General features: G+C 73.4%; 19 protein-coding genes. 14 read left to right on the top strand and 5 right to left on the bottom strand.

Features of this window, described 5'->3' with window-relative positions:
* Nucleotides 1-230 precede the first annotated feature (230 nt).
* On the top strand, nt 231-1,013 hold the full coding sequence (locus IE096_RS23125) for a hypothetical protein (RefSeq protein ID WP_189454742.1): 783 nt from the start codon (nt 231-233) through the stop codon (nt 1,011-1,013).
* Nucleotides 1,014-1,037: 24 nt separating this feature from the next.
* Here the strand turns inward: IE096_RS23125 and IE096_RS23120 are convergent, their stop codons facing one another.
* The gene (locus IE096_RS23120) at nt 1,038-2,195 is read right to left on the bottom strand and encodes a hypothetical protein (protein WP_229820530.1); all 1,158 of its coding nucleotides are present in this window, start codon (nt 2,193-2,195) and stop codon (nt 1,038-1,040) included.
* A gap of 55 nt (nt 2,196-2,250) precedes the next feature.
* On the opposite strand from IE096_RS23120, the gene IE096_RS23115 reads away from it, so the two are divergent.
* The 4 genes from IE096_RS23115 (at nt 2,251) to glmM (ending at nt 6,712) form a co-directional block, all read left to right on the top strand.
* Nucleotides 2,251-3,870 carry an ABC-F family ATP-binding cassette domain-containing protein gene (locus IE096_RS23115; protein WP_189454741.1) on the top strand — a complete coding sequence of 540 codons (1,620 nt, stop codon included), beginning with the start codon at nt 2,251-2,253 and terminating at the stop codon, nt 3,868-3,870.
* Nucleotides 3,871-4,120: 250 nt separating this feature from the next.
* Nucleotides 4,121-4,567, top strand: a complete 447-nt coding sequence (gene rplM, locus IE096_RS23110) for a 50S ribosomal protein L13 (protein ID WP_189454739.1) — start codon at nt 4,121-4,123, stop codon at nt 4,565-4,567.
* A 40-nt stretch (nt 4,568-4,607) separates the two neighbouring features.
* Nucleotides 4,608-5,111, top strand: a complete 504-nt coding sequence (gene rpsI / locus IE096_RS23105) for a 30S ribosomal protein S9 (RefSeq protein ID WP_126914669.1) — start codon at nt 4,608-4,610, stop codon at nt 5,109-5,111.
* A gap of 242 nt (nt 5,112-5,353) precedes the next feature.
* Nucleotides 5,354-6,712, top strand: a complete 1,359-nt coding sequence (glmM, locus tag IE096_RS23100) for a phosphoglucosamine mutase (protein ID WP_189454737.1) — start codon at nt 5,354-5,356, stop codon at nt 6,710-6,712.
* Nucleotides 6,713-6,772: 60 nt separating this feature from the next.
* On the opposite strand, the gene coaA is transcribed toward glmM, so the two are convergent.
* A complete protein-coding gene (coaA, locus tag IE096_RS23095; protein ID WP_126914667.1) occupies nt 6,773-7,753 on the bottom strand; it encodes a type I pantothenate kinase in 981 nt (326 codons plus the stop codon).
* A gap of 252 nt (nt 7,754-8,005) precedes the next feature.
* On the opposite strand from coaA, the gene IE096_RS31575 reads away from it, so the two are divergent.
* Genes IE096_RS31575 through IE096_RS23080 form a run of 3 tightly spaced genes read left to right on the top strand, consistent with a single transcriptional unit; the run spans nt 8,006 to nt 10,562 of the window.
* Nucleotides 8,006-8,305 (top strand): hypothetical protein, encoded by a 300-nt coding sequence (locus tag IE096_RS31575; protein ID WP_229820529.1) that lies wholly within the window; start codon nt 8,006-8,008, stop codon nt 8,303-8,305.
* Nucleotides 8,306-8,343: 38 nt separating this feature from the next.
* Nucleotides 8,344-10,197, top strand: a complete 1,854-nt coding sequence (glmS, locus tag IE096_RS23085) for a glutamine--fructose-6-phosphate transaminase (isomerizing) (RefSeq protein ID WP_189454735.1) — start codon at nt 8,344-8,346, stop codon at nt 10,195-10,197.
* Nucleotides 10,194-10,562 (top strand): holo-ACP synthase, encoded by a 369-nt coding sequence (locus IE096_RS23080; RefSeq protein WP_189454733.1) that lies wholly within the window; start codon nt 10,194-10,196, stop codon nt 10,560-10,562. Before glmS ends, IE096_RS23080 begins: the two co-directional genes overlap by 4 nt.
* A 151-nt stretch (nt 10,563-10,713) precedes the next feature.
* On the opposite strand, the gene IE096_RS23075 is transcribed toward IE096_RS23080, so the two are convergent.
* On the bottom strand, nt 10,714-11,337 hold the full coding sequence (locus IE096_RS23075; RefSeq protein WP_189454731.1) for a histidine phosphatase family protein: 624 nt from the start codon (nt 11,335-11,337) through the stop codon (nt 10,714-10,716).
* Between the two features lie 136 nt (nt 11,338-11,473).
* Between IE096_RS23075 and IE096_RS23070 the strand changes: the two genes are divergently transcribed.
* Both IE096_RS23070 and IE096_RS23065 read left to right on the top strand, forming a co-directional pair.
* Nucleotides 11,474-12,418 (top strand): helix-turn-helix domain-containing protein, encoded by a 945-nt coding sequence (locus IE096_RS23070; protein WP_189454730.1) that lies wholly within the window; start codon nt 11,474-11,476, stop codon nt 12,416-12,418.
* Nucleotides 12,419-12,527: 109 nt separating this feature from the next.
* On the top strand, nt 12,528-15,086 hold the full coding sequence (locus IE096_RS23065; protein WP_189454728.1) for a serine protease: 2,559 nt from the start codon (nt 12,528-12,530) through the stop codon (nt 15,084-15,086).
* A gap of 25 nt (nt 15,087-15,111) precedes the next feature.
* Here the strand turns inward: IE096_RS23065 and IE096_RS23060 are convergent, their stop codons facing one another.
* Entirely contained in the window at nt 15,112-16,551 is a 1,440-nt protein-coding gene (locus IE096_RS23060; protein ID WP_189454726.1) for an NAD(P)H-hydrate dehydratase, read from the bottom strand.
* Nucleotides 16,552-16,789: 238 nt separating this feature from the next.
* On the opposite strand from IE096_RS23060, the gene alr reads away from it, so the two are divergent.
* The 4 genes from alr (at nt 16,790) to IE096_RS23040 (ending at nt 20,181) form a co-directional block, all read left to right on the top strand.
* Nucleotides 16,790-17,977: an alanine racemase gene (alr, locus tag IE096_RS23055; RefSeq protein WP_189454724.1), complete on the top strand. Its 1,188-nt coding sequence runs from the start codon at nt 16,790-16,792 to the stop codon at nt 17,975-17,977.
* A gap of 1 nt (nt 17,978) precedes the next feature.
* Nucleotides 17,979-19,211, top strand: coding sequence for an alpha/beta fold hydrolase (locus tag IE096_RS23050; RefSeq protein WP_189454722.1), 1,233 nt, complete (start codon nt 17,979-17,981; stop codon nt 19,209-19,211).
* Nucleotides 19,212-19,328: 117 nt separating this feature from the next.
* Complete coding sequence (gene tsaE, locus IE096_RS23045) at nt 19,329-19,865, top strand: tRNA (adenosine(37)-N6)-threonylcarbamoyltransferase complex ATPase subunit type 1 TsaE (protein WP_189454720.1); 537 nt, start codon at nt 19,329-19,331, stop codon at nt 19,863-19,865.
* A gap of 148 nt (nt 19,866-20,013) precedes the next feature.
* Nucleotides 20,014-20,181, top strand: coding sequence for a hypothetical protein (locus IE096_RS23040; RefSeq protein ID WP_189454718.1), 168 nt, complete (start codon nt 20,014-20,016; stop codon nt 20,179-20,181).
* Between the two features lie 5 nt (nt 20,182-20,186).
* Here IE096_RS23040 and IE096_RS23035 read toward each other — a convergent pair whose 3' ends face one another.
* A complete protein-coding gene (locus tag IE096_RS23035; protein ID WP_189454716.1) occupies nt 20,187-20,777 on the bottom strand; it encodes a hypothetical protein in 591 nt (196 codons plus the stop codon).
* Nucleotides 20,778-20,915 lie beyond the last annotated feature (138 nt).

The following is a 20,915-nucleotide window of genomic DNA, read 5'->3' as shown; positions in this document are numbered from 1 at the left end:
GGTGTTCGGCCCGACCGGACGGGGCTCCGTGCGGCTCGAACCGCCGGTGGGACCGTAGGGAGGGGCTTCCGTTGGCTGCGCAGCCTACATTGTGGCCTGGGTCACGTCGCAAGGAGCCATGAGGGGCGCCGCTCGGCGAGCGCCGCGAACTGGAGGGCAGGGCGGACGTCATGAGGGTGGACCTGGTGAGGGTGAAGGGTAAACGGAGACTGACGGCTTCCCCCGTAGGGGTGTTGACGGCCCTCCTGTTGCTGACCGGCTGCGCCGGCGTCGGCGGAGGCAGGCCCGGTGAGGGCAAGGACGAGGCCCGGAGCGCCGAAGCGCCGTCGGTCGTCCGGGTGTTCAGCGCCGATCAGCTCAAGCACGTGGCGCTGGACGCCCGTGAGGTGCCCGGTTTCGTCCTCGAACGGGCCTCCGAAGGCAGCGCCGGGCACGGGTTGCCCGGCACGGACCGGCCCGCCTGCCGGCCGCTGGTGCTGGCCCTGGGGCCCCGGCAGGAGCCCGCGCCCATGGCCTCCCTCGTACGGACGTTCTCCAAGTCCTCGCGGGAGCACGGCTTCCAGGGTCTGCTGGGGACGGTCCGGGTGTCCACCTACGCGGACGACGGGGCGCGCGTCACGCTCCGGGAGCTGCGCCGGGCCGTGTCCGACTGCGCGGGGGGCTTCGCGATGCGCACGGGGGAGGGGCAGCCCCAGCGGTTCGAGGCGGTGAAGGAGCTGCCCGCGCCCCGGCTCGGGGAGGAGGCGCTGGCGTACCGCATGGTCAACGCGGCGGAGGGGGCGCCGACCCTGGTGACGGTGGTGCGCAGCGGATCCACGCTGTCGATGTTCTTCGCCACCCACCTTTCCGACCCCGGGGCGGTGGAGATCCCGCCGGCGCTGGTCGCGGCGCAGGTCGCGAAGGTCGAGCGGCTGCTGCGGGCGGAGCGCCCGCCCACCGTGCCGCCCGCGGGCGGCGACCCGGCGGAGGGCGGCGAGGGCGCCGAGGAGGGGGACGGCGAGGTCCAGGAGTGAGGAGCGGCGGTCGGGCCTGGCTCGTCAGGCCTTGTTCTTGGGCGAGTCCGACGGCTTGGCCGTGGGGTTCCCGGACGGCTTGGGCGAGGCCGCCGCGGCCGCCTGGGCGTTGGCGCGGGCCATGATGCGGCGGAAGGTGTAGCCCGCGACGTCCCGCCCGGCCTGGAGGGCCTTGGTGTCGTCGGGTGTGACGGCGGAGCCGTTGGTGAACCCGGCGATGGTGAAGTACGCGTAGCGGCCCTCGGCGTTGGCGCTCAGCCTGCAGGCGGTGCCCTGGCAGAAGGACGCCGCGTCGTCCCCGGTGAGGGGGGCGATGTTGCCGGTGGACTGCTCCTTGGCCTTGTCGGCGGCGGCCTTGGTGTCGAAGACGGCGACGCCGACGGTGACGGCGACCCCGTCCCGTACGTAGGTGGAGCGCAGCACCTGGCGGCAGCCGTTGTCGGCGAGGACCTGGCCCAGGCCGCCCTGGGCGACGGAGGCGCAGTCGGTGGCGGTGTCCTGGGCCGCGCGCTTGTAGACGCGCTTGTCCAGCGACGGCTTGGAGTGCGGGAAGAGCGTCTTGACGGTGAGCGGGGCGGTGTCCTTCTCCTGGCTGGATATGAACTCGCGCGGGTTGGGCGGCGGGGTCACGGCCTTGGAGAACGTCGGCTCGGGGGTGCCGGCGGAGGCGCTGGGCAGCTTCTCGGCGGCGGGGAGGTTCTTGTCGCCCTTGTCGGACAGCACCACGGCCGTGGCGACGATCGCGGCGACAGCGGCGGTGGCCAGCGCGCCGCCGCCGATCAGCAGCCACTTGCGGCGGCGGTCCCGGTCGGCGGTGTCGGCCAGCGCGGCCCAGTCGGGCGTGCCGCCGCCCTGCGGCTGAGCCCAGGGCGATGGCGCCTGCGGCTGTGCTCGGGTCGGCTGCTGGGCGGGCGCATACGGCTGCTGGGGCGGCAGCGGGGCGGCCTGCGGGGCTGCTGGGGCGGGGTGCCCCGGCTGCGGCGGCTGGGGTTGCACCGGCTGCTGCGGCTGGGGTTGCGCCGGCTGCTGCGGCGGCAGCGCCGGAGCCGGCTGCCCGGGGGGCGGCCCGAACTGCCCGGGCTGGGGCTGCCCGGGCTGCTGGGGCGGCGGCGCCCCCCACGGCGTGGTGTGCGGCCCGGAATCCCCCTGGGCCCCGTACGGCCCACCCTGCCCAAAGCTCATGGCGTGCATCGTAAACCGGTTGGTCGCCGCCCCGGGAGCGGCGAGAATCGCCCTCATGGGACATGTGGAAGCGGCACACCTCGAGTACGACCTCCCCGACGGGAGGCGGTTGCTCGACGACGTGTCCTTCCGGGTGGGGGAAGGGGCCGCCGTGGCCCTCGTGGGGGCCAACGGCGCCGGCAAGACCACCCTGCTGCGGATGATCTCCGGCGAGCTCAAGCCGCACGGCGGCTCGGTCACCGTCTCCGGCGGCCTGGGCGTGATGCCGCAGTTCGTGGGCTCCGTCCGGGACGACCGTACGGTCCGTGACCTGCTGGTCTCCGTCGCCCAGCCCGGCATCCGGCAGGCCGCGCGGGCGGTCGACGAGGCCGAGGCCGCGATCATGGAGCGCGACGACGAGGCCGCGCAGATGGCCTACGCCCAGGCGCTCAGCGACTGGGCCGAGGCCCGGGGCTACGAGGCCGAGACCACGTGGGACATGTGCACCATGGCCGCCCTCGGCGTCCCCTACGAGAAGGCCCAGTGGCGCCAGGTACGCACCCTCTCCGGCGGTGAGCAGAAGCGGCTCGTCCTGGAGGCCCTGCTGCGCGGCACGGACGAGGTCCTGCTGCTGGACGAGCCGGACAACTATCTGGACGTCCCCGGCAAGCGCTGGCTGGAGGAGCGGCTGCGCGAGACCAAGAAGACCGTCCTCTTCGTCTCCCACGACCGCGAGCTGCTGGCCCGCGCCGCCGAGAAGATCATCAGCGTCGAGCCGGGCCCGGCCGGCAGCGACGTCTGGGTGCACGGCGGAGGCTTCGCCACGTACCACGCGGCCCGCAAGGAGCGCTTCGCCCGCTTCGAGGAGCTGCGCCGCCGCTGGGACGAGAAGCACGCCCAGCTGAAGAAGCTGGTGATCACGCTGCGGCAGGCGGCGGCGGTCAGCCATGAGATGGCCTCCCGCTACGCCGCCGCCCAGACCCGGCTGCGGAAGTTCGAGGAGGCGGGCCCGCCGCCGGAGCCCCCGCGCGAGCAGGACATCCGGATGCGGCTGCGCGGCGGGCGCACCGGCGTCCGGGCCGTGACCTGCGCCGGGCTGGAGCTGACCGGTCTGATGAACCCGTTCGACCTGGAGGTCTTCTACGGCGAGCGGGTCGCGGTGCTGGGCAGCAACGGCTCGGGCAAGTCCCACTTCCTCCGCCTCCTGGCCGGGGAGGACGTGGCGCACACGGGCACCTGGAAGCTGGGCGCCCGCGTCGTGCCCGGGCACTTCGCCCAGACCCACGCCCACCCCGAGCTCATGGGCCGCACGCTGGTGGACATCCTGTGGACGGAGCACGCCAAGGACCGGGGCGGTGCGATGTCGGTGCTGCGCCGGTACGAGCTGGAGAAGCAGGGCGACCAGGCCTTCGAGAGGCTCTCCGGCGGCCAGCAGGCCCGCTTCCAGATCCTGCTCCTGGAGCTCTCCGGCACCACGGCGCTGCTGCTGGACGAGCCGACGGACAACCTGGACCTGGAGAGCGCGGAGGCCCTCCAGGCGGGGCTGGAGGCCTATGAGGGGACGGTCCTGGCCGTCACCCACGACCGCTGGTTCGCTCGCGCGTTCGACCGCTTCGTGGTCTTCGGGGCGGACGGGCGGCTGCGGGAGGTGCCGGAGCCGGTGTGGGACGAGGCCCGGGTGGCCCGGGCGCGCTAGTCCGATGGCCGGGTCCGGGCGCCGGTGGGACCATGTGTTTTGACCCCAACGGTCGGGTCCCGGTACTCTACGAGTTCGTTATGCGTATTGGCTTGGTCGTTCTCACGCGAGGGGCCCTTACGCTGGTCTGCCGGTCTGATCGCCAGCGGCCTGCACGCGGGTTGCGTCCCCGTTGTGCGGCCCCTGCTGTGTGATCTCCTCTGGCGGATTGTGTCAGGACCCACTCACTGAAGAAGCGAAGGCTACGACCGTGCGTACGTTCAGCCCCAAGCCCGGCGATGTCCAGCGCCAGTGGCACATCATCGACGCGCAGGACGTCGTCCTGGGCCGTCTGGCCTCTCAGGCTGCCTCCCTGCTGCGCGGCAAGCACAAGCCTGTGTACGCCCCGCACATGGACATGGGTGACTTCGTCGTCATCATCAACGCCGACAAGGTGCACCTGTCCGGCAACAAGAAGACCCAGAAGATGGCGTACCGCCACTCTGGCTTCCCGGGTGGTCTGCGCTCCGTCCGTTACGACGAGCTGCTCGACAAGAACCCCGAGAAGGCCGTCGAGAAGGCGATCAAGGGCATGCTGCCCAAGAACTCCCTCGGCCGTCAGATGCTCTCGAAGCTGAAGGTGTACTCGGGCTCCGAGCACCCCCACGCTGCCCAGCAGCCGGTTCCGTTCGAGATCACCCAGGTCAAGCAGGGCTAAGTCCCGGCCACCGCCGAACCAGAAAGTCTGAGGAGAACCAGTGGCTGAGACCACCGCCGAGATGCCGGTCGAGGGCGTCGAGGAGTACACCACCGAGACCGAGGTCGTTGAGTCGGAGTACACCTCCGAGTCCCTCGCGTCCCGCTTCGGCGACCCGCAGCCGGCCGCCGGCCTGGGCCGTCGCAAGAACGCCATCGCCCGCGTCCGGATCGTTCCGGGCACCGGCAAGTGGAAGATCAACGGTCGCACCCTTGAGGACTACTTCCCCAACAAGGTGCACCAGCAGGAAGTCAACGAGCCCTTCAAGGTGCTCGAGCTCGACGGCCGCTACGACGTCATCGCCCGCATCGCGGGTGGCGGTGTCTCCGGTCAGGCCGGTGCCCTGCGCCTCGGCGTGGCCCGCGCGCTGAACGAGGCCGACGTTGACAACAACCGCGGCCCGCTGAAGAAGGCCGGCTTCCTCAAGCGCGACGACCGTGCGGTCGAGCGCAAGAAGGCCGGTCTCAAGAAGGCCCGCAAGGCTCCGCAGTACAGCAAGCGCTAAACAGCGGCTTCGCTGCATTGCTCGAACGCCCCGGCGACACGGTTCCGTGCCGCCGGGGCGTTCGGCCATTGTCGGGCCGGGGCGAAATACGGCGTTGGCGCCATGCGGGCGCCGTAGGCGTAAATACGCCGGATGCGGCGTATATCTGATGACTGGAGGCGCCGCCCCGGTCCAGGACTCGACACCTCAAGCAAGGGGGCTCGTACCGGGCCCCGCACTCCCGCGTTTTTCGGAGGACACCAGTGGGACGACTCTTCGGTACGGACGGTGTGCGCGGCGTCGCCAACGCGGATCTGACGGCCGAGCTCGCGCTCGGTCTGTCGGTGGCGGCGGCGCACGTGCTCGCCGAGGCGGGCACGTTCGAGGGGCATCGCCCGGTGGCGGTGGTCGGCCGTGATCCGCGGGCGTCCGGGGAGTTCCTGGAGGCCGCCGTGGTGGCCGGTCTCGCCAGCGCGGGCGTCGACGTGCTGCGGGTGGGCGTGCTGCCCACGCCGGCCGTCGCCTACCTGACCGGCGCCCTCGGCGCCGACCTCGGCGTGATGCTCTCCGCGAGCCACAACGCGATGCCCGACAACGGCATCAAGTTCTTCGCCCGCGGTGGCCACAAGCTCGCCGACGAGCTCGAGGACCGTATCGAGCAGACCTACCGGGCCCACGCCTCCGGCGAGCCCTGGGACCGGCCCACCGGTGCCGGCGTCGGCCGCGTCAAGGACTACGACCAGGGCTTCGACAACTACGTCGCCCACCTCATCGGCGTCCTCCCCAACCGCCTCGACGGCCTCAAGGTCGTCATCGACGGCGCCCACGGCGCGGCCTCCCGGGTCTCCCCCGAGGCGTTCTCGCGCGCCGGCGCCGAGGTCGTCACCATCGGCACCGAGCCCGACGGCCTCAACATCAACCACGAGTGCGGCTCCACCCACCTGGACAAGCTGCGCGCCGCCGTCGTCGAGCACGGCGCCGCCCTGGGCGTCGCCCACGACGGCGACGCCGACCGCTGCCTGGCCGTGGACCACAAGGGCAACGAGGTCGACGGCGACCAGATCCTCGCCGTCCTGGCCCTGGCGATGCGCGAGGCGGACTCGCTGCGCAAGAACACCGTCGTCGCCACCGTCATGTCCAACCTGGGCTTCAAGCTCGCCATGGAGCGCGAGGGCGTCCAGCTCGTCCAGACCGCCGTCGGCGACCGCTACGTCCTGGAGGAGATGAAGGCGAACGGCTTCGCCCTCGGCGGCGAGCAGTCCGGCCACGTGATCGTCCTGGACCACGCCACGACGGGCGACGGCACGCTCACCGGCCTGATGCTGGCCGCGCGCGTGGCCGCCACCGGCCGCTCGCTGGCCGACCTCGCCGGCGTCATGGAGCGCCTGCCGCAGGTCCTCATCAACGTCCGGAACGTCGACAAGTCCCGCGTGGGCACCTCGCAGGAGCTGGCGGCCGCCGTCAACGCCGCCGAGCGCGAGCTGGGCACGACGGGCCGGGTGCTGCTGCGCTCGTCCGGCACGGAGCCGCTGGTGCGCGTCATGGTCGAGGCCGCGGACCACGAGCAGGCGCGGAAGGTGGCCGAGCACCTGGCCGACGTCGTGAAGACGACGCTGGGCTGATCAGCTCCTCGCAAACGCCGGAGGGGGCCGACTTGGCGTCGGCCCCCTCCGGCGTTTTCGTCAGAGCTTCCGCAGCGACAGCCGCTGCACCTTGTGGTCCACGCCCTTCCGCAGGATCAGGTTCGCCCGTCCCCGCGTGGGCGCCACGTTCTCCAGCAGGTTCGGCTTGTTGATCGTCCGCCAGTTGCGCCGCGCGTAGTCCAGCGCCTCCTCCTCCGACACCTGGGTGTACCGGCGGAAGTAGGAGTCGGGGTCGTGGAAGGCCGTGGCGCGCAGCTTCTTGAAGCGGTCGTAGTACCAGCGCTCGATGTCCTCCGCGCGCGCGTCCACATAGACGCTGAAGTCGAAGAAGTCGGCCAGGCTCACCCTCGTACGGCCGTCCTCGCCGGGGCGCGCCGGCTGGAGGACGTTGAGGCCCTCGATGATCAGGATGTCCGGGCGGTGCACGGTCAGCCGCTCGTCCGGCACGATGTCGTAGATCAGATGGGAGTAGACGGGCGCCGACACCTCGTCCTTCCCGGCCTTCACATCCGCGACGAAGCGGGTCAGCGCCCGGCGGTCGTAGGACTCGGGGAAACCTTTCCGCGACATCAGGCCCAGCCGCTGGAGCTCGGCGTTGGGCAGCAGGAAGCCGTCCGTCGTGACCAGCTCCACGCGCGGGTGCTCGGGCCAGCGGGCCAGCAGCTCCCGCAGCAGCCGGGCCGTGGTCGACTTGCCCACCGCCACGCTGCCCGCCACGCCTATGACGAACGGCGTGCCGCGCTGTGCCCCTTTCTCCCCCAGGAAGGTGTTGAGGGCGCCGCGCAGGCTGCCCGTGGCGCCCACGTAGAGGTTGAGCAGGCGGGAGAGCGGCAGGTAGATGTCCCGGACCTCGTCCAGGTCGATGACGTCGCCCAGGCCGCGCAACCGCTCGACCTCCTCGGCGGTCAGCGGCAGCGGGGTGTTCTCGCGCAGCGCGCTCCACTCCGTCCGGGTGAGGTCGACGAAGGGGGAGGAGTCCGCGCGGCGTCGGTGCCGCGGCTGGTCGGTCGTGGTGGGCACGGGCCCATTGTGCGCGCCGTCGGCGCGGTGATCACCTCCGGGTGGCGGTTCCACGGCGGAGCGTGGCGGTGGGCCGGGCGTGTGACGAGGGCGTTCCGAGCGTGCTCCGAGTGTGCTCCAAGTGGTGTGGCCCTCGTGGCGGACGGGGACGGTGTGGTGCCAGTGGGTGAAGTTCGCGCTGGGGTCTGTACTTACTCGCGAGTCAGGAATAGCGTCCAGCCTCCTGTCCCTCTCCCCACGCGGGGGGTTCCGTTGTTCGTTCTCCAGCTCGTGCTCCGCCGTGCCAGGAGGGGCGTACGACGTGTCGTACGCCCCCGCCGTGACGTTCACACGCCCGTCGGCGCGCCCGCCGCCGGGGCCGTGGCCCCGCGCGACGCCTTCGCCGACCGGGTGCGCGGCGATCTCACCGCCCAGCTGCCGGACGAGGACCTCGGCCAGGACCTCGGCGACTGCCTCGACCGGTACGTTCTCGGCAGCAAACCGCGCTGCGAGGAGGTCGAGTACCTGGAGCTGGTCCAGGACGCCATCGACCGGATCGAGCGCGGGCGTTGACCCACGGGGGCTGACACCGGGGCCGTACGCTTCCGTCCATGTGCGGAATCGTTGGCTATGTGGGAGGGCAGTGCGCCCTCGATGTCGTATTGGCGGGGCTGCGGCGGCTGGAGTACCGCGGCTATGACTCGGCCGGGGTGGCGGTCCTGGCCGACGGCGGGCTGGCCTCGGCGAAGAAGGCCGGCAAGCTCGCGAACCTGGAGAAGGAGCTGGCCGACCGCCCCCTCCCCTCCGGCTCGACCGGGATCGGCCACACGCGCTGGGCCACCCACGGCGGCCCCACCGACGTCAACGCCCACCCGCACCTGGACAACGCGGGCCGCGTCGCGGTCGTCCACAACGGCATCATCGAGAACTTCGCGGAGCTGCGGGCCGAGCTGGCCGAGCGCGGCCACGACCTCGCCTCCGAGACGGACACCGAGGTCGTCGCCCACCTGCTGGCGGAGTCCTTCTCCTCCTGCGGCGACCTGGCCGAGTCCATGCGCCAGGTCTGCCGCCGGCTGGAGGGCGCCTTCACGCTCGTCGCCGTCCACGCCGACGACCCGGACCTGGTCGTGGGCGCCCGGCGCAACTCCCCGCTCGTGGTGGGCGTCGGCGACGGCGAGAACTTCCTCGCCTCCGACGTCTCCGCCTTCATCGCCCACACCCGGGACGCCATCGAGCTCGGCCAGGACCAGGTCGTCGAGCTGCGCCGAGACGGCGTCGTCGTCACCGACTTCGACGGCGCCCCCGCCGACGAGCACACCCGCGCCTACCACGTCGACTGGGACGCCTCGGCCGCCGAGAAGGGCGGCTACGACTACTTCATGCTCAAGGAGATCGCCGAGCAGCCGAAGGCCGTCGCCGACACGCTGCTGGGCCGCATCGACGCGTCGGGCTCGCTGACGCTGGACGAGGTCCGCATCCCCGCCTCCGTGCTGCGGGAGGTCGACAAGGTCGTCATCGTCGCGTGCGGCACGGCGTACCACGCGGGGCTCATCGCCAAGTACGCCATCGAGCACTGGACCCGCATCCCCTGCGAGACGGAGCTGGCCAGCGAGTTCCGCTACCGCGACCCGATCCTCGACCCGCGCACGCTGGTGATCGCCATCAGCCAGTCCGGCGAGACCATGGACACGCTGATGGCCCTGCGGCACGCGCGCGAGCAGGGCGCGAAGGTGCTCGCCATCTGCAACACCAACGGCTCGACGATCCCGAGGGAGTCGGACGCGGTCCTGTACACCCACGCCGGCCCGGAGGTGGCCGTCGCCTCGACGAAGGCCTTCCTGACGCAGCTCGTCGCCTGCTACCTGGTGGCGCTGTACCTCGGCCAGGTGCGGGGCACCAAGTGGGGCGACGAGATCCTCTCCGTGATCCGCGACCTGTCGGAGATCGCGGGGGAGGTGGAGGAGGTCCTGGAGACGATGGAGCCGGTCCGTGAGCTGGCCCGCTCCCTCGCCGACAAGAACACGGTCCTCTTCCTGGGCCGGCACGTCGGGTACCCCGTCGCGCTGGAAGGGGCGCTGAAGCTCAAGGAGCTCGCGTACATGCACGCCGAGGGCTTCGCGGCGGGCGAGCTCAAGCACGGTCCGATCGCGCTGATCGAGCGGGACGTCCCGGTCGTCGTGGTCGTCCCCTCGCCGCGCGGCCGGTCCGTCCTCCACGACAAGATCGTCTCCAATATCCAGGAGATCCGCGCCCGGGGCGCCCGCACGATCGTCATCGCCGAGCGCGGCGACACGGCCGTACGCCCCTACGCTGACCACCTCATCGAGATCCCGGCCACGCCGGTGCTGCTCCAGCCGCTCGTCGCGACCGTCCCCCTCCAGGTCTTCGCCTGCGAGCTCGCCACGGCCCGCGGCAACGAGGTCGACCAGCCGCGCAACCTCGCGAAGTCGGTGACCGTCGAATGATCGTGGGAGTCGGGATCGACGTCGCGGAGATCGACCGCTTCGACGCCGCGCTCCAGCGGACGCCGGGAATGGCGGACCGCCTCTTCGTGGAACGCGAGCTGTACCTGCCGGGCGGCGAACGCCGAGGCATCGCCTCGCTCGCCGCCCGCTTCGCCGCGAAGGAAGCCCTGGCCAAGGCCCTGGGGGCGCCACCGGGGCTCCTCTGGACGGACGCCGAGATTGTCACGGAGTCGAGCGGCCGGCCGTCTCTCGTCGTCACGGGCACGGTCGCGGCCCGCGCGGAGGCGCTCGGGGTCCGCAGCTGGCACATCTCGCTGAGCCACGACGCGGGGGTGGCCTCGGCGGTGGTGATCGCGGAGCAGTGAGGGGGGCTGCGCGGCAGGATGTCCGTGCGCCGGCTTGTGAAGCCCGGCCCGGACTCGCACCCCCGTGGCGCGTCCGGGCCGGGCTCCCCCCCCCGTGCTCGTGCTGCGATCTTGGTACCTCAAGTCGGCTTGAGGTCAAGGGTGTCCGCCCTCACACCCGTAGTTCCGGCGGGAAGCCCGTCCAGCGCAGGTCCTCCGGCAGGTGGCTCATGTCGTTGTGGATCATTACCGTCGCCGGGCGGTCCGGGGCGTAGCGGATGACCGTCAGGGACGCGTTGCCCTGGTTCATGCCCATCCAGCGCCAGGCCGGGGCGTCGTGCGCGGCGCGCACCAGCCAGGCCACGAGGAAGTTGTGGGTGACCACGAGTTCGTGGCGCGGCTCGGTGCCCTCCACCGGGCCCGTGAACTCCGCCAGGGCCTCGCGGGCCAGGGCCGGGCCCCGGTGCAGCTCCTCGTCCGGGAAGCCGGCGAGACGGGCCAGCAAGGTGTCGGCGAACCGCGGCGGCAGTTCCTCCCGTCGCGGTACGTAGGGGACGTAGTCGCCCGCCGTCTCCGTGCTCCGCGTCGGGACGCCGTCGAGTTGCCCGGCGATCAGTTCGGTCGTCTGCCGGGCGCGGGGCAGCGGGCTGTGGTGGATCGCGGAGAGCGGGGCGGAGGCGAGGCGTCGGCCGAGGTGTTCAGCCTGGCGGCGGCCCGCCTCGGTCAGGGCGCTCTCGTCCGGTAGCGCCTCGCCGTGCCGGACGAGGTAGAGGTAGCGCGCGGCCATGGCGGCCATGAGGCCTCCTTAGCGACGACGTCCGTGGACGACGTCCGTGATCGACTGTTTTCGGCGTGGACGCCGGGACCCCCGCCCCGGGTTCCAGGATGTCCGAGTTGACTCTCCAGCGACGGGAGACACCACGGTGGCGGACATGGACGACGACACCACCCTCTACTCCATCGGGGAACTGGCCCGGCTGACCGGCCTGACGGTCAAGACCATCCGGTTCTGGTCCGACACGGGGGTCGTGCCGCCGACCGACCGCACACCCGCGGGCTACCGGCTCTACGGACCGGACGCCCTGGCCCGGCTCGGCCTCGTCCGCACGCTGCGCGAACTCGGCGTCGGGCTCTCCGCCGTCCAGCGCGTGCTGGGGCGGGAGGTCTCCGTGGCCCAGATCGCGGCCGTGCACGCCGACGCCCTGGACCGGCAGATCCGCACCCTGCGGATGCACCGGGCCGTGCTGCGGGCCGTGGCCGTCCGCGGGTCGACACCGGAGGAGATGGAGACCATGCACAAACTCGCACAACTGTCGGAGCTCGAACGCCGCCGTCTGATCGACGACTTCATCGACAACGCCTTCGAAGGCGTCGACGTCGGCCCGGACTTCCTGGCCATGCTGCGCGACGCGATGCCGATGCTGCCGGACGACCCCACGCCCGAGCAGGTCGACGCCTGGATCGAGCTGGCCGGGCTCGTCCAGGACGACGGTTTCCGCGCCGCGCTGCGCAGGGCCGCGGCCGACCAGGTCCGGGCCCGTGACGAGGCCGGGGCGCTCGACCCCCACGCGGGCTGGCAGCTCGCCGAGCTGGTCCGGGTGCGCACGGCCGCGGCCCGGGAGGCCGGGACCGAGCCGGAGTCGCCCGCCGCGCGGCCGGTCGTCGACGAGCTGACGCGTGCCTACGCCGAACTGGCCGGCCGGGCGGACGGGCCCGCGTTCCGGGCCTGGCTGCTGGAGCGGCTGGAGATCGGTGACGAGTCGGGCTACGAGCGGTACTGGCGGCTCGTCTCCGTGATCAACGGCTGGCCCGAGCCGGCCATGGGCCCCGCCGTGAAGTGGCTGATCGCTGCCCTGCGGGCGTACGACGCACAGTAGGACGTCCCGCACCGCGTAAACCAGCCGTTCCCCCGACTCCGCCCCAACCACTGGCGTATCGTCAGGTGCTCGTCAGACCAGGGGCGGAGGCGGAGGGGGCGGTTCGGTCGTGCACCCGGCGAGGGAGCGCATCGCGGCGGTGTTCGGGCGGAGTCAGGGCAGCGGTTACCTCCTGACGCCGGACCTGATCCTGACCGCCGCGCACGTGGTCGCGGACTGCGACGCCCCCGTGGTCGTCGTGCCCGGCGGCGTCGGCAAGGTGCGCTGCCGGGTGGTGTGGGCGCGCGACGACCGGCGGCGCTGCGACGTGGCGCTGCTGGCCGCCGAGCGCGACGTGGTGACGGAACAGGCGCTCCCGGACTTCGAGCCGCTGGTCTGGGGGCGCTCGTACGACCTGCGGGCCTGGCCCGGCGCGACGGCCATCGGCTATCCGCAGGTCCAGCGGGACGGGGCGGACGCGCTCGACACCGAGCAGATCGTGGGCACGCTGAAGCCCGGCAGCAATCTCCTCAGCGGGCGGTACGTCCTCGACAGCGACCACGGCGCGCCGGCGCCGCCGGGCGACGGCGGCTCGCCCTGGGCCGGGATGTCGGGGGCCGCCGTCTTCGTGGGCGGCGCGCTCGCCGGGATCGTCTGCGCCGACCCCGCCGGCTGGCGGCACGGACGGCTGACGGTGACGCCGTCCGAGACGCTCTGGCAGGACTTCCGTTTCCTGCGGGAGTGCCTGGTCGCCGGGCACAGGCCCACCTCGCGCTCGCTCGCCTCGCCCCGGCAGCTGGAGGTCGAGGCGTTCGAGCGCCGGCTCCGGGAGTACATCGTCGGCAGGTCCGGGGAGCTGACCGTCATCGGGCTGACGCTGAGCGACGGCGAGGCGGAGACGTGGCCGCTCGACGCGACGTACCTCAGCCTGGAGCTGACGGGCGCCTCCGGGGACACCGGGGGCGGGCCCCTGCCCTCCCCGCGACGGGCCGAGGAAGCGCTCGCCGGGCACAAACGGGTGCTGCTGCGGGGCGCCGCCGGATCCGGGAAGACGACGCTGCTGCAGTGGCTGGCCACGGTCACCGCACGTGGCGACCTGCCGCCCGGCCTGGGCCACCTGAGCGGCTGCGTACCGCTGACGCTGCCCCTGCGCACCCTCATACGAAAGGGTGAACTGCCCCGCCCGGAGGACTTCCTGGACGCCGTGGCCGCGCCGCTCGCGGGGCTGCCCGCCGCGCGGGGCTGGGCGACCGGGCGGCTGGACGAGGGCACGGCGCTGCTGCTGATCGACGGTGTGGACGAGGTCCCCGAGGCGGACCGGCGCCGCACCCTGGCGTGGGTGAAGGACCTGCTGGCCGCCTACCCCGAGGCGCGCTACGTGATCACCACCCGTCCCTCGGCGGTCCGGGAGGGCTGGCTCGCGGACGCGGGCTTCGCGGAGCTCGAACTCCTCCCGATGAGCCGCGCCGACGTCCTGGCCTTCATCGAGCGGTGGCACGACGCGGCCGGGCAGCGCGAGGACGAGCGGTTACGGGCGTTCGGCGACGCGCTGAGCGCCGCCGTGGTCGCCAAGCGGGACCTCGGCCGGCTGGCCACCAATCCGCTGATGTGCGCGATGATCTGCGCCCTCAACCGCTCCCGGCGCGGCTATCTGCCGCACGGCCGCATGGAGCTCTACCGCGCGGCGCTGGACCTGCTGCTGGTCCGGCGGGACCGCGAGCGCGAGATCGCGGTCGGCCTGGAGGGCCCGGAGCTGGAGCAGGCGCAGACCGCACTCCTCCAGAAGATCGCCTACTGGCTGACGAGGAACGGCCGTTCGGAGATCGAGTGGCACAAGGCGGTGGAGATCCTCGAACGCGCCCTGCCCGCGATGCCCGCCGTCGCGGCGCGCGGCAGCGCGGAGGAGATCCTGCGCCACCTGGTCGTCCGCAGCGGTGTGCTGCGGCAACCCACCAGCGGGACGCTGGACTTCATCCACCGTACGTTCCAGGACTACCTCGGCGCCCGGGCCGCCGTCGACGACTGGGACTTCGACCTGCTCGTCAACCACGCCCACGACGACCAGTGGGAGGACGTCCTGCGCATGGCCGTCGGCCACGCCCCGCCGCGCGCCCGCGCGGAGCTGCTGGGGATGCTGCTGGAGCGGGGCGACAAGGAGGACACCCACCGGCACCGGCTGCATCTGCTGGCCGCGGCCTGCCTGGAGCAGGCGCCGGAGGTCGCCCCGGACGTGCGGACGCGCGTCGAGCGGGCGGCGGCGGAACTCGTCCCGCCGCGCGACGTGGAGGCCGCACGGGCGCTCGCCGGGGCGGGCAGCGCCGTACTGGACCTGCTGCCGGGCCCGGAGGGCCTGCCGGACGAGGTGGCGTACGCGGTGGTCGTGACGGCCACGATGCTCGGCGACGACCGGGCCATCCCCTTGCTGGCGCGGTACGCGACGCATCCGTCGCTGCGGGTGCGGGCCCAGCTGGCGTGGGCGTGGGACCGGTTCGACACGGACCACTACGCGGACGCGGTGATCGGCCGGCTGACGTACGAGGACGCGGGGGAGGGGGAGCTCCGGTTCGTGGTGAAATCGGACGCCCAGGTCGACGCGTTCCTGCGGCTGGGCGGCCGGCCCAGGGTGCAGATCGTCGAGGAGGGGATGAGCGGCGAGGGGGTCCAGCGCCTGCGCGATGCCCTGCGCTGACCTCCGGCGCCCGCGCGTCACCTCGTCACCCCGTCACGACGTCCAGCCACACCCGCCGCAGCTCCTCCGCCACCCCCAGCGACGTGATCGGCGCGCTTCCGAGCGCGCGCGCCGCCAGGCCGTGGAGGTACGCCCCCACCGAGGCCGCGTCGCGGGCGTCCAGGCCCGCGGCGAGCAGGGAGCCGGTCAGGCCGGCCAGGACGTCGCCGCTGCCCGCGGTGGCCAGCCACGGGGTGCCCGTCGGGTTGACGCGGATCGCTCCAATGCCGTCGGCGACGAGGGTGGTCGAGCCCTTGAGCAGGGCCGTCGCCCCGAAGCGGTCCGCCAGCGCCCGTACGGCCGACAGGCGGGACGCCTCGACCTCCTCGCGGGAGAGGCCGAGCAGCGCGGCCGCCTCTCCCGCGTGCGGGGTCAGGAGGGTCTCGGCCCGGCGCGCCCGTACGGCCTGGGGGTCCAGCAGGCGCAGGCCGTCGGCGTCGACGAGTACGGGGACGTCGGAGGACAGGACGTCCACCAGGGCCTGGCGCGCCTCGGGGCCGTCCCCGAGGCCGGGGCCGATCACCCAGGCCTGCACGCGGCCGGCCTTCGCCGGGGGGCCCGCCGTCACCAGCGTCTCCGGGAAGCGGGCGATCACGGCGTCGGTGGCCGGGCCCGCGTAGCGCACGGCGCCCGCGCCGCCGCTGAGCGCGCCCGCCACGGCGAGGACGGCCGCGCCCGGATAGCGAGCCGATCCGGCCACGATGCCGACTACACCGCGTCGGTATTTGTCGCTCTCCGCTTGCGGGTGGGGGAGCAGATCGGCCACGTCCGCGTGCTGGAGGGCCTCGACGTCCGGTTCGGACGGCAGCCACGGGCCGAGGCCGATGTCGACCAGGCGCAGCGCGCCCGCGTGCTCGCGGGCGGGGTCGACGAGCAGGCCCGGCTTGTACGTGCCGAAGGTGACGGTGGCGTCGGCGCGCACCGCCGCGCCCGGGGCCTCGCCGGTGTCGGCGTCGACGCCGCTGGGCAGGTCCACGGCGACGATCAGGGCGCCCTCGGCCGCCGCGACGAGCTCCTGGGCGGGCTCGCGCAGGGGGCCCTTGCCGCCGATGCCGACGATGCCGTCGACGACGAGGTCGGCGCGGCGGACGGCCCCCACGCCTTCGCGGGCCGTGACCGCGCGGCCGCCCGCGTTCCGGAGCGCGAGCAGGCCACCGGGGTGGGCGCGGTCCGGGGTGAGCAGTACGGCCGTCACGCCCGCGCCGCGGCGGGCCAGGCGGGCGCCGGCGTAGAGGGCGTCGCCGCCGTTGTCGCCGCTGCCGACGAGGAGGGCGACGCGGGCGCCGTAGACGCGGCGGCCCAGGAGGTCGGCGCAGGCCGCCGCCAGGCCCGCCGCCGCGCGCTGCATGAGCGCGCCTTCCGGGAGCGTTGTCATGAGGGCGCGCTCGGCGGCCCGTACGGTGTCCACGCTGTGGGCAGTCCTCATAGGGGTCAGCCTGCCGCACTGCGGCCGTGTGCGACACCGGGCGGCGGCGGTTCGGCACCGCCGGTCACGTCGGCAGTGGCTGGTCGCCGCCGCGGCGGGAGTTCTTTCCCCGATCCCGCCCCTTCCCGGAACCGGGGGCTCCGCCCCCAGCCCCCGGGGCCCGGGGCGGAGCCCCCGGGAAACGGTGAAAGGGCGGGGCAGGGGCCTCCTCCGGCCCCGGCCTGAGAGACTGGCTGCGATGACTGAGACACCGATGCGCGCCCGAGCCGTGGTCGACCTGGCCGCCCTGCGGGCCAACGTACGCGCTCTGCGCGCCCGCGCCCCCCGGGCGCAGCTGATGGCCGTCGTCAAGGCGAACGCCTACGGCCACGGCGCGGTGCCCTGCGCCAGAGCCGCCCGTCAGGCCGGAGCCGAGTGGATCGGCACGGCCACCCCGCACGAGGCGCTCGCCCTGCGCGCCGCCGGTGACACGGGCCGGCTGATGTGCTGGCTGTGGACGCCGGGCGACCCGTGGCGGGAGGCCCTGGAGGCCGACATCGACGTCTCCGTCAGCGGCCTGTGGGCGCTGGAGGAGGTCACCGCCGCGGCCCGCGCGGCCGGCCGCGTCGCCCGCGTGCAGCTGAAGATCGACACGGGTCTCGGCCGCAACGGCTGCCAGCCCGGCGACTGGGAGAAGCTCGTCGCCGCCGCGCGCGACGCCGAGACGGCCGGGCTGATCAAGGTCACCGGCATCTGGTCGCACTTCGCCTGCGCCGACGAGCCGGGCCACCCCTCCATCCGGGCCCAGCTGACCGTCTTCAAGGACGCCATCGCCTACGCCGAGGGCCAGGGCCTGGCCCCCGAGGTCCGGCACATCGCCAACTCCCCGGCCACCCTCACCCTCCCCGAGACCCACTTCGACCTCGTGCGCACCGGCGTCGCGATGTACGGGATATCCCCGAGCCCCGAGCTGGGCACCCCCGAGGAGCTGGGGATCCGGCCGGTGATGACGCTCTCCGCCTCCCTCGCCTCGGTGAAGCGGGTGCCGGGCGGGCACGGCGTCTCGTACGGCCACCTGTACACGACCCCCGGTGAGACGACCCTCGCGCTCGTCCCCGTCGGCTACGCGGACGGCATCCCGCGGTCCGGCTCCGGCACCGGCCCGGTGCTGGTGGGCGGCAAGTGGCGGACGGTGGCCGGGCGGGTCGCGATGGACCAGTTCGTGGTCGACCTGGGCGGCGACAGCGCGGCCCCGGGCGACGAAGCGGTGCTTTTCGGCCCCGGCGACCGGGGCGAGCCGACCGCCGAGGACTGGGCGCGGGCGACCGGAACCATCGCCTATGAAGTCGTCACGCGCATCTCCGCGCGTGTGCCGCGCGTCTATGTCGGAGACAACGACGTCAGGGACAACGACGTCGATGACACGTCCGAGGACACGGGGGACTGACATGAGCGAGGGCGGCGGCGACAGTACGGGCACGGTGGCGGCGGGGGCCGTGGAGGCCCTGGGCGGCGCCGCCCGGCGACGGGGGGCGGGCATCGCGGGGTTCGCGGGCGCGGCCGTCGGGGTCGTCGCCGCCGGAGCCGCGGTCGGGGTCGCCGTGGAACGGCTCACCGTCGGACGCGGCATGCGCCGCAAGGCGCGGCTCGCCCTCGACTCGGCCGGCCCGTACGGGACGCTGCGCGGCACCGTGGGCACGGCCCTGGCCGAGGACGGCACCGAGCTCCACTACGAGGTGGACGAACCGGAGGCCCCCGGCAAGGGGAAGGGCTTCTTCGGGCGCCGCGCGGAGCCGCCGCTCACGGTCGTCTTCAGCCACGGCTACTGCCTGAGCCAGGACTCCTGGCACTTCCAGCGCGCCGCGCTGCGCGCCGCCGGCGTCCGCGCCGTCTTCTGGGACCAGCGCAGCCACGGCCGCTCCGCGCGCGGCAAGGGCCAGCGCGAGGCGGGCGAACCGGTCAGCATCGACCTGCTCGGCCGCGATCTGAAGGCCGTCGTCGACGCGGCCGCCCCCGAGGGACCGCTGGTGCTGGTGGGGCACTCGATGGGCGGCATGACCACGATGGCCCTGGCCGCCCACTACCCGGAGCTGATCGCCGAGCGGGTGGTCGGCGCCGCGTTCATCGGCACGTCCTCCGGCCTGATGGGCGAGGTGACGTACGGGCTGCCGCCGGTGGGGATGAGCCTGCTGCGACGGACGGTCCTGCCGGGCGCGTTCAGGCTGATGCTGACCCGGACGGAGCTGGTGGAGAAGGGGCGGCGGGCCGTCGCCGAGCTCATCGGCGGGATCATCAAGCGCTACTCGTTCGGGTCGCGGGACGTCGACCCCGTGGTGGCGCGGTTCGCCGAGCGGATGATCGAGGCGACGCCGGTGGACGTGGTCGCCGAGTTCTACCCGGCCTTCGCCGAGCACGACAAGGTGGATGCGCTGGCGGAGTTCGCGGGGCGGCCGGTGCTCGTCCTGGCGGGCGAGAAGGACATGGTCACGCCGAGTGAGCACAGCCGGGTCATCGGCGAGGCGCTGCCGGACGCGGAGCTGGTGATCGTGCCGGGGGCGGGGCACCTGGTGATGCTCGAAGTTCCGGATCTGGTGTCCGGCCACCTGGCCCGGTTGGTGGGCAGGCGTTCCGCAGGGCGGAACGGGTGGGCACAAGCTGCCCACCGGGCCGCACCCGAATAGCGACGTGGCTGACGCCGTCGTTCCGGCGTTGTGCCCACCCTCCCCCAGCTACCGCTGGGAGGTGCCCCCAGCCCTGCGGAACGATTGCCCACAACGCGGGCGTTACCATCGGCGGATATGAGTACCCCGCAAGACACCTCCGCGCCGCAGGCGACGCCGCTCACCGTCAAGTCCGCCGAAGACATGCGGGAGTTGGGCCGCCGCCTCGCCGCGCTGCTGCGCCCCGGTGATCTCGTGCTGCTCTCCGGGGAGCTGGGCGCCGGCAAGACGACGCTGACCCGGGGGCTGGGCGAGGGGCTCGGGGTGCGCGGTGCCGTCACGTCCCCGACCTTCGTCATCGCCCGGGTGCACCCGCCGCTGGGCGCCGGCCCGGCCCTCGTCCACGTCGACGCCTACCGGCTGTCCGGCGGGCTGGACGAGATGGAGGACCTGGACCTCGACGTCTCGCTGCCCGAGTCGGTGATCGTCGTGGAGTGGGGCGACGGCAAGGTCGAGGAGTTGTCCGAGGACCGGCTGCGGGTCGTGATCGAGCGCGCGGTGGGCGCGGACGCCCCGGCCGAGGGCGACGCCGACGCCGACGACGTGCGCAGCGTGACCGTCACCGGTGTCGGCGCCCGCTGGGCGGGCGTGGACCTCTCGCCGCTGGGGCGCTGAACGGCGCTCGTTCCGACAAGCCGTCGGCAAGATGTTGCGCGCGCGACACCGGGCGTGGTCACATGGAGGGCAGGAGGGTCGGTTAGGTCTACCTAAGTAGGTGGACCGTGGCGCCTCCGACCGGCCCGAGCCGCCCCAGGAGGCATTCATGTCGGCCCACGAGCCCGAGCCCACCCCCGCCGTCGAGGAGCACCCCCTGTCGGTGCGCGACCTCCTGGCGTCCTGTGCCGCCGCCGACGCCGTCTCCACGCCCCCGAAGGCGCCGGAGCCCGCCGCCGACGGCGCGGACGACGACGAGGCGCGCGACGCCGCCTGAACGAGTTACGGGACGACGACGACCGGCGTCTTGTTCACCGCGAACTCCCACATCGCCCGCCCGTCGGCCGGCTGCTCGCGGATCGCGCCCGTCTTCTTCGCCGGGTCCGGCTTGGGCGACGAGCCGTCCACGGCCGCGCTGAAGCCGAAGACGACCCCGGCGGCGTCCCGGTGGAAGACCACCACGTGCTCGACGGGCGTCCCGTCCGAGCCGGTGATCGTGGGCGTGCGCGAGGTGACCGCGTAGCTGCCCGGCGGCGGGTTCACGGTGCTGGGCGCGATCTCGAACGTCCGCGTGGCCTTGCCGTCCGAGCCGACCAGCCACACCCGCTTCTGCGCGAGCGCGTAGACGACGCGCAGGCCGGTGCCGGACTCCTCCGGGACCGCGTTCGGCGCCTTGCCCTGCTCCTGCCCGGCTCCGCCGGCGGCCTGGTCCTTGCCCTGCTCCCCGTCCTTCGCCTTGCCGGCGGTCCGGCCCGAGGCGTGCGCGACGGGGTGATCGGGCGCGGCCTCCGCCTGGACGGCCAGGAAACCGACGCCGGCCAGGGCCGCCGCGGTGAGCGTGGCCACGATGATCCCCGAGCTGCTACGTGCCACGCTGCGCACCTTTCGTCCCGCGTGCTGCTGTGTTGCTGTGTGCTGTCGCCACTGTCCCGCCGCCGGCCCGGCGCCGCCGTCCCGGCCCGTGGGTACCCGGCCCGTGCGGACCGGCAGTGTCGCGGCTTCGTACGGCCA

This window comes from Streptomyces abikoensis, assembly GCF_014648775.1.
In the GTDB taxonomy this organism is placed as follows: domain Bacteria; phylum Actinomycetota; class Actinomycetes; order Streptomycetales; family Streptomycetaceae; genus Streptomyces; species Streptomyces abikoensis.
Note: the sequence above shows the minus strand (reverse complement) of the source record. Positions and strands in the feature narration are given on the sequence as shown.

Bases quoted from the DNA above. Each gene is read 5' to 3' on its own strand.
- alr (WP_189454724.1), top strand. From the start codon at position 16,790: ATGACTGAGACACCGATGCGCGCCCGAGCCGTGGTCGACCTGGCCGCC.
- IE096_RS23115 (WP_189454741.1), top strand. From the start codon at position 2,251: ATGGGACATGTGGAAGCGGCACACCTCGAGTACGACCTCCCCGACGGG.
- glmS (WP_189454735.1), top strand. From the start codon at position 8,344: ATGTGCGGAATCGTTGGCTATGTGGGAGGGCAGTGCGCCCTCGATGTC.
- IE096_RS23080 (WP_189454733.1), top strand. From the start codon at position 10,194: ATGATCGTGGGAGTCGGGATCGACGTCGCGGAGATCGACCGCTTCGAC.
- IE096_RS23040 (WP_189454718.1), top strand. From the start codon at position 20,014: ATGTCGGCCCACGAGCCCGAGCCCACCCCCGCCGTCGAGGAGCACCCC.
- IE096_RS23120 (WP_229820530.1), bottom strand. From the start codon at position 2,195: ATGAGCTTTGGGCAGGGTGGGCCGTACGGGGCCCAGGGGGATTCCGGG.
- IE096_RS23050 (WP_189454722.1), top strand. From the start codon at position 17,979: ATGAGCGAGGGCGGCGGCGACAGTACGGGCACGGTGGCGGCGGGGGCC.
- IE096_RS23060 (WP_189454726.1), bottom strand. From the start codon at position 16,551: ATGAGGACTGCCCACAGCGTGGACACCGTACGGGCCGCCGAGCGCGCC.
- tsaE (WP_189454720.1), top strand. From the start codon at position 19,329: ATGAGTACCCCGCAAGACACCTCCGCGCCGCAGGCGACGCCGCTCACC.
- IE096_RS23075 (WP_189454731.1), bottom strand. From the start codon at position 11,337: ATGGCCGCCATGGCCGCGCGCTACCTCTACCTCGTCCGGCACGGCGAG.
- IE096_RS23070 (WP_189454730.1), top strand. From the start codon at position 11,474: ATGGACGACGACACCACCCTCTACTCCATCGGGGAACTGGCCCGGCTG.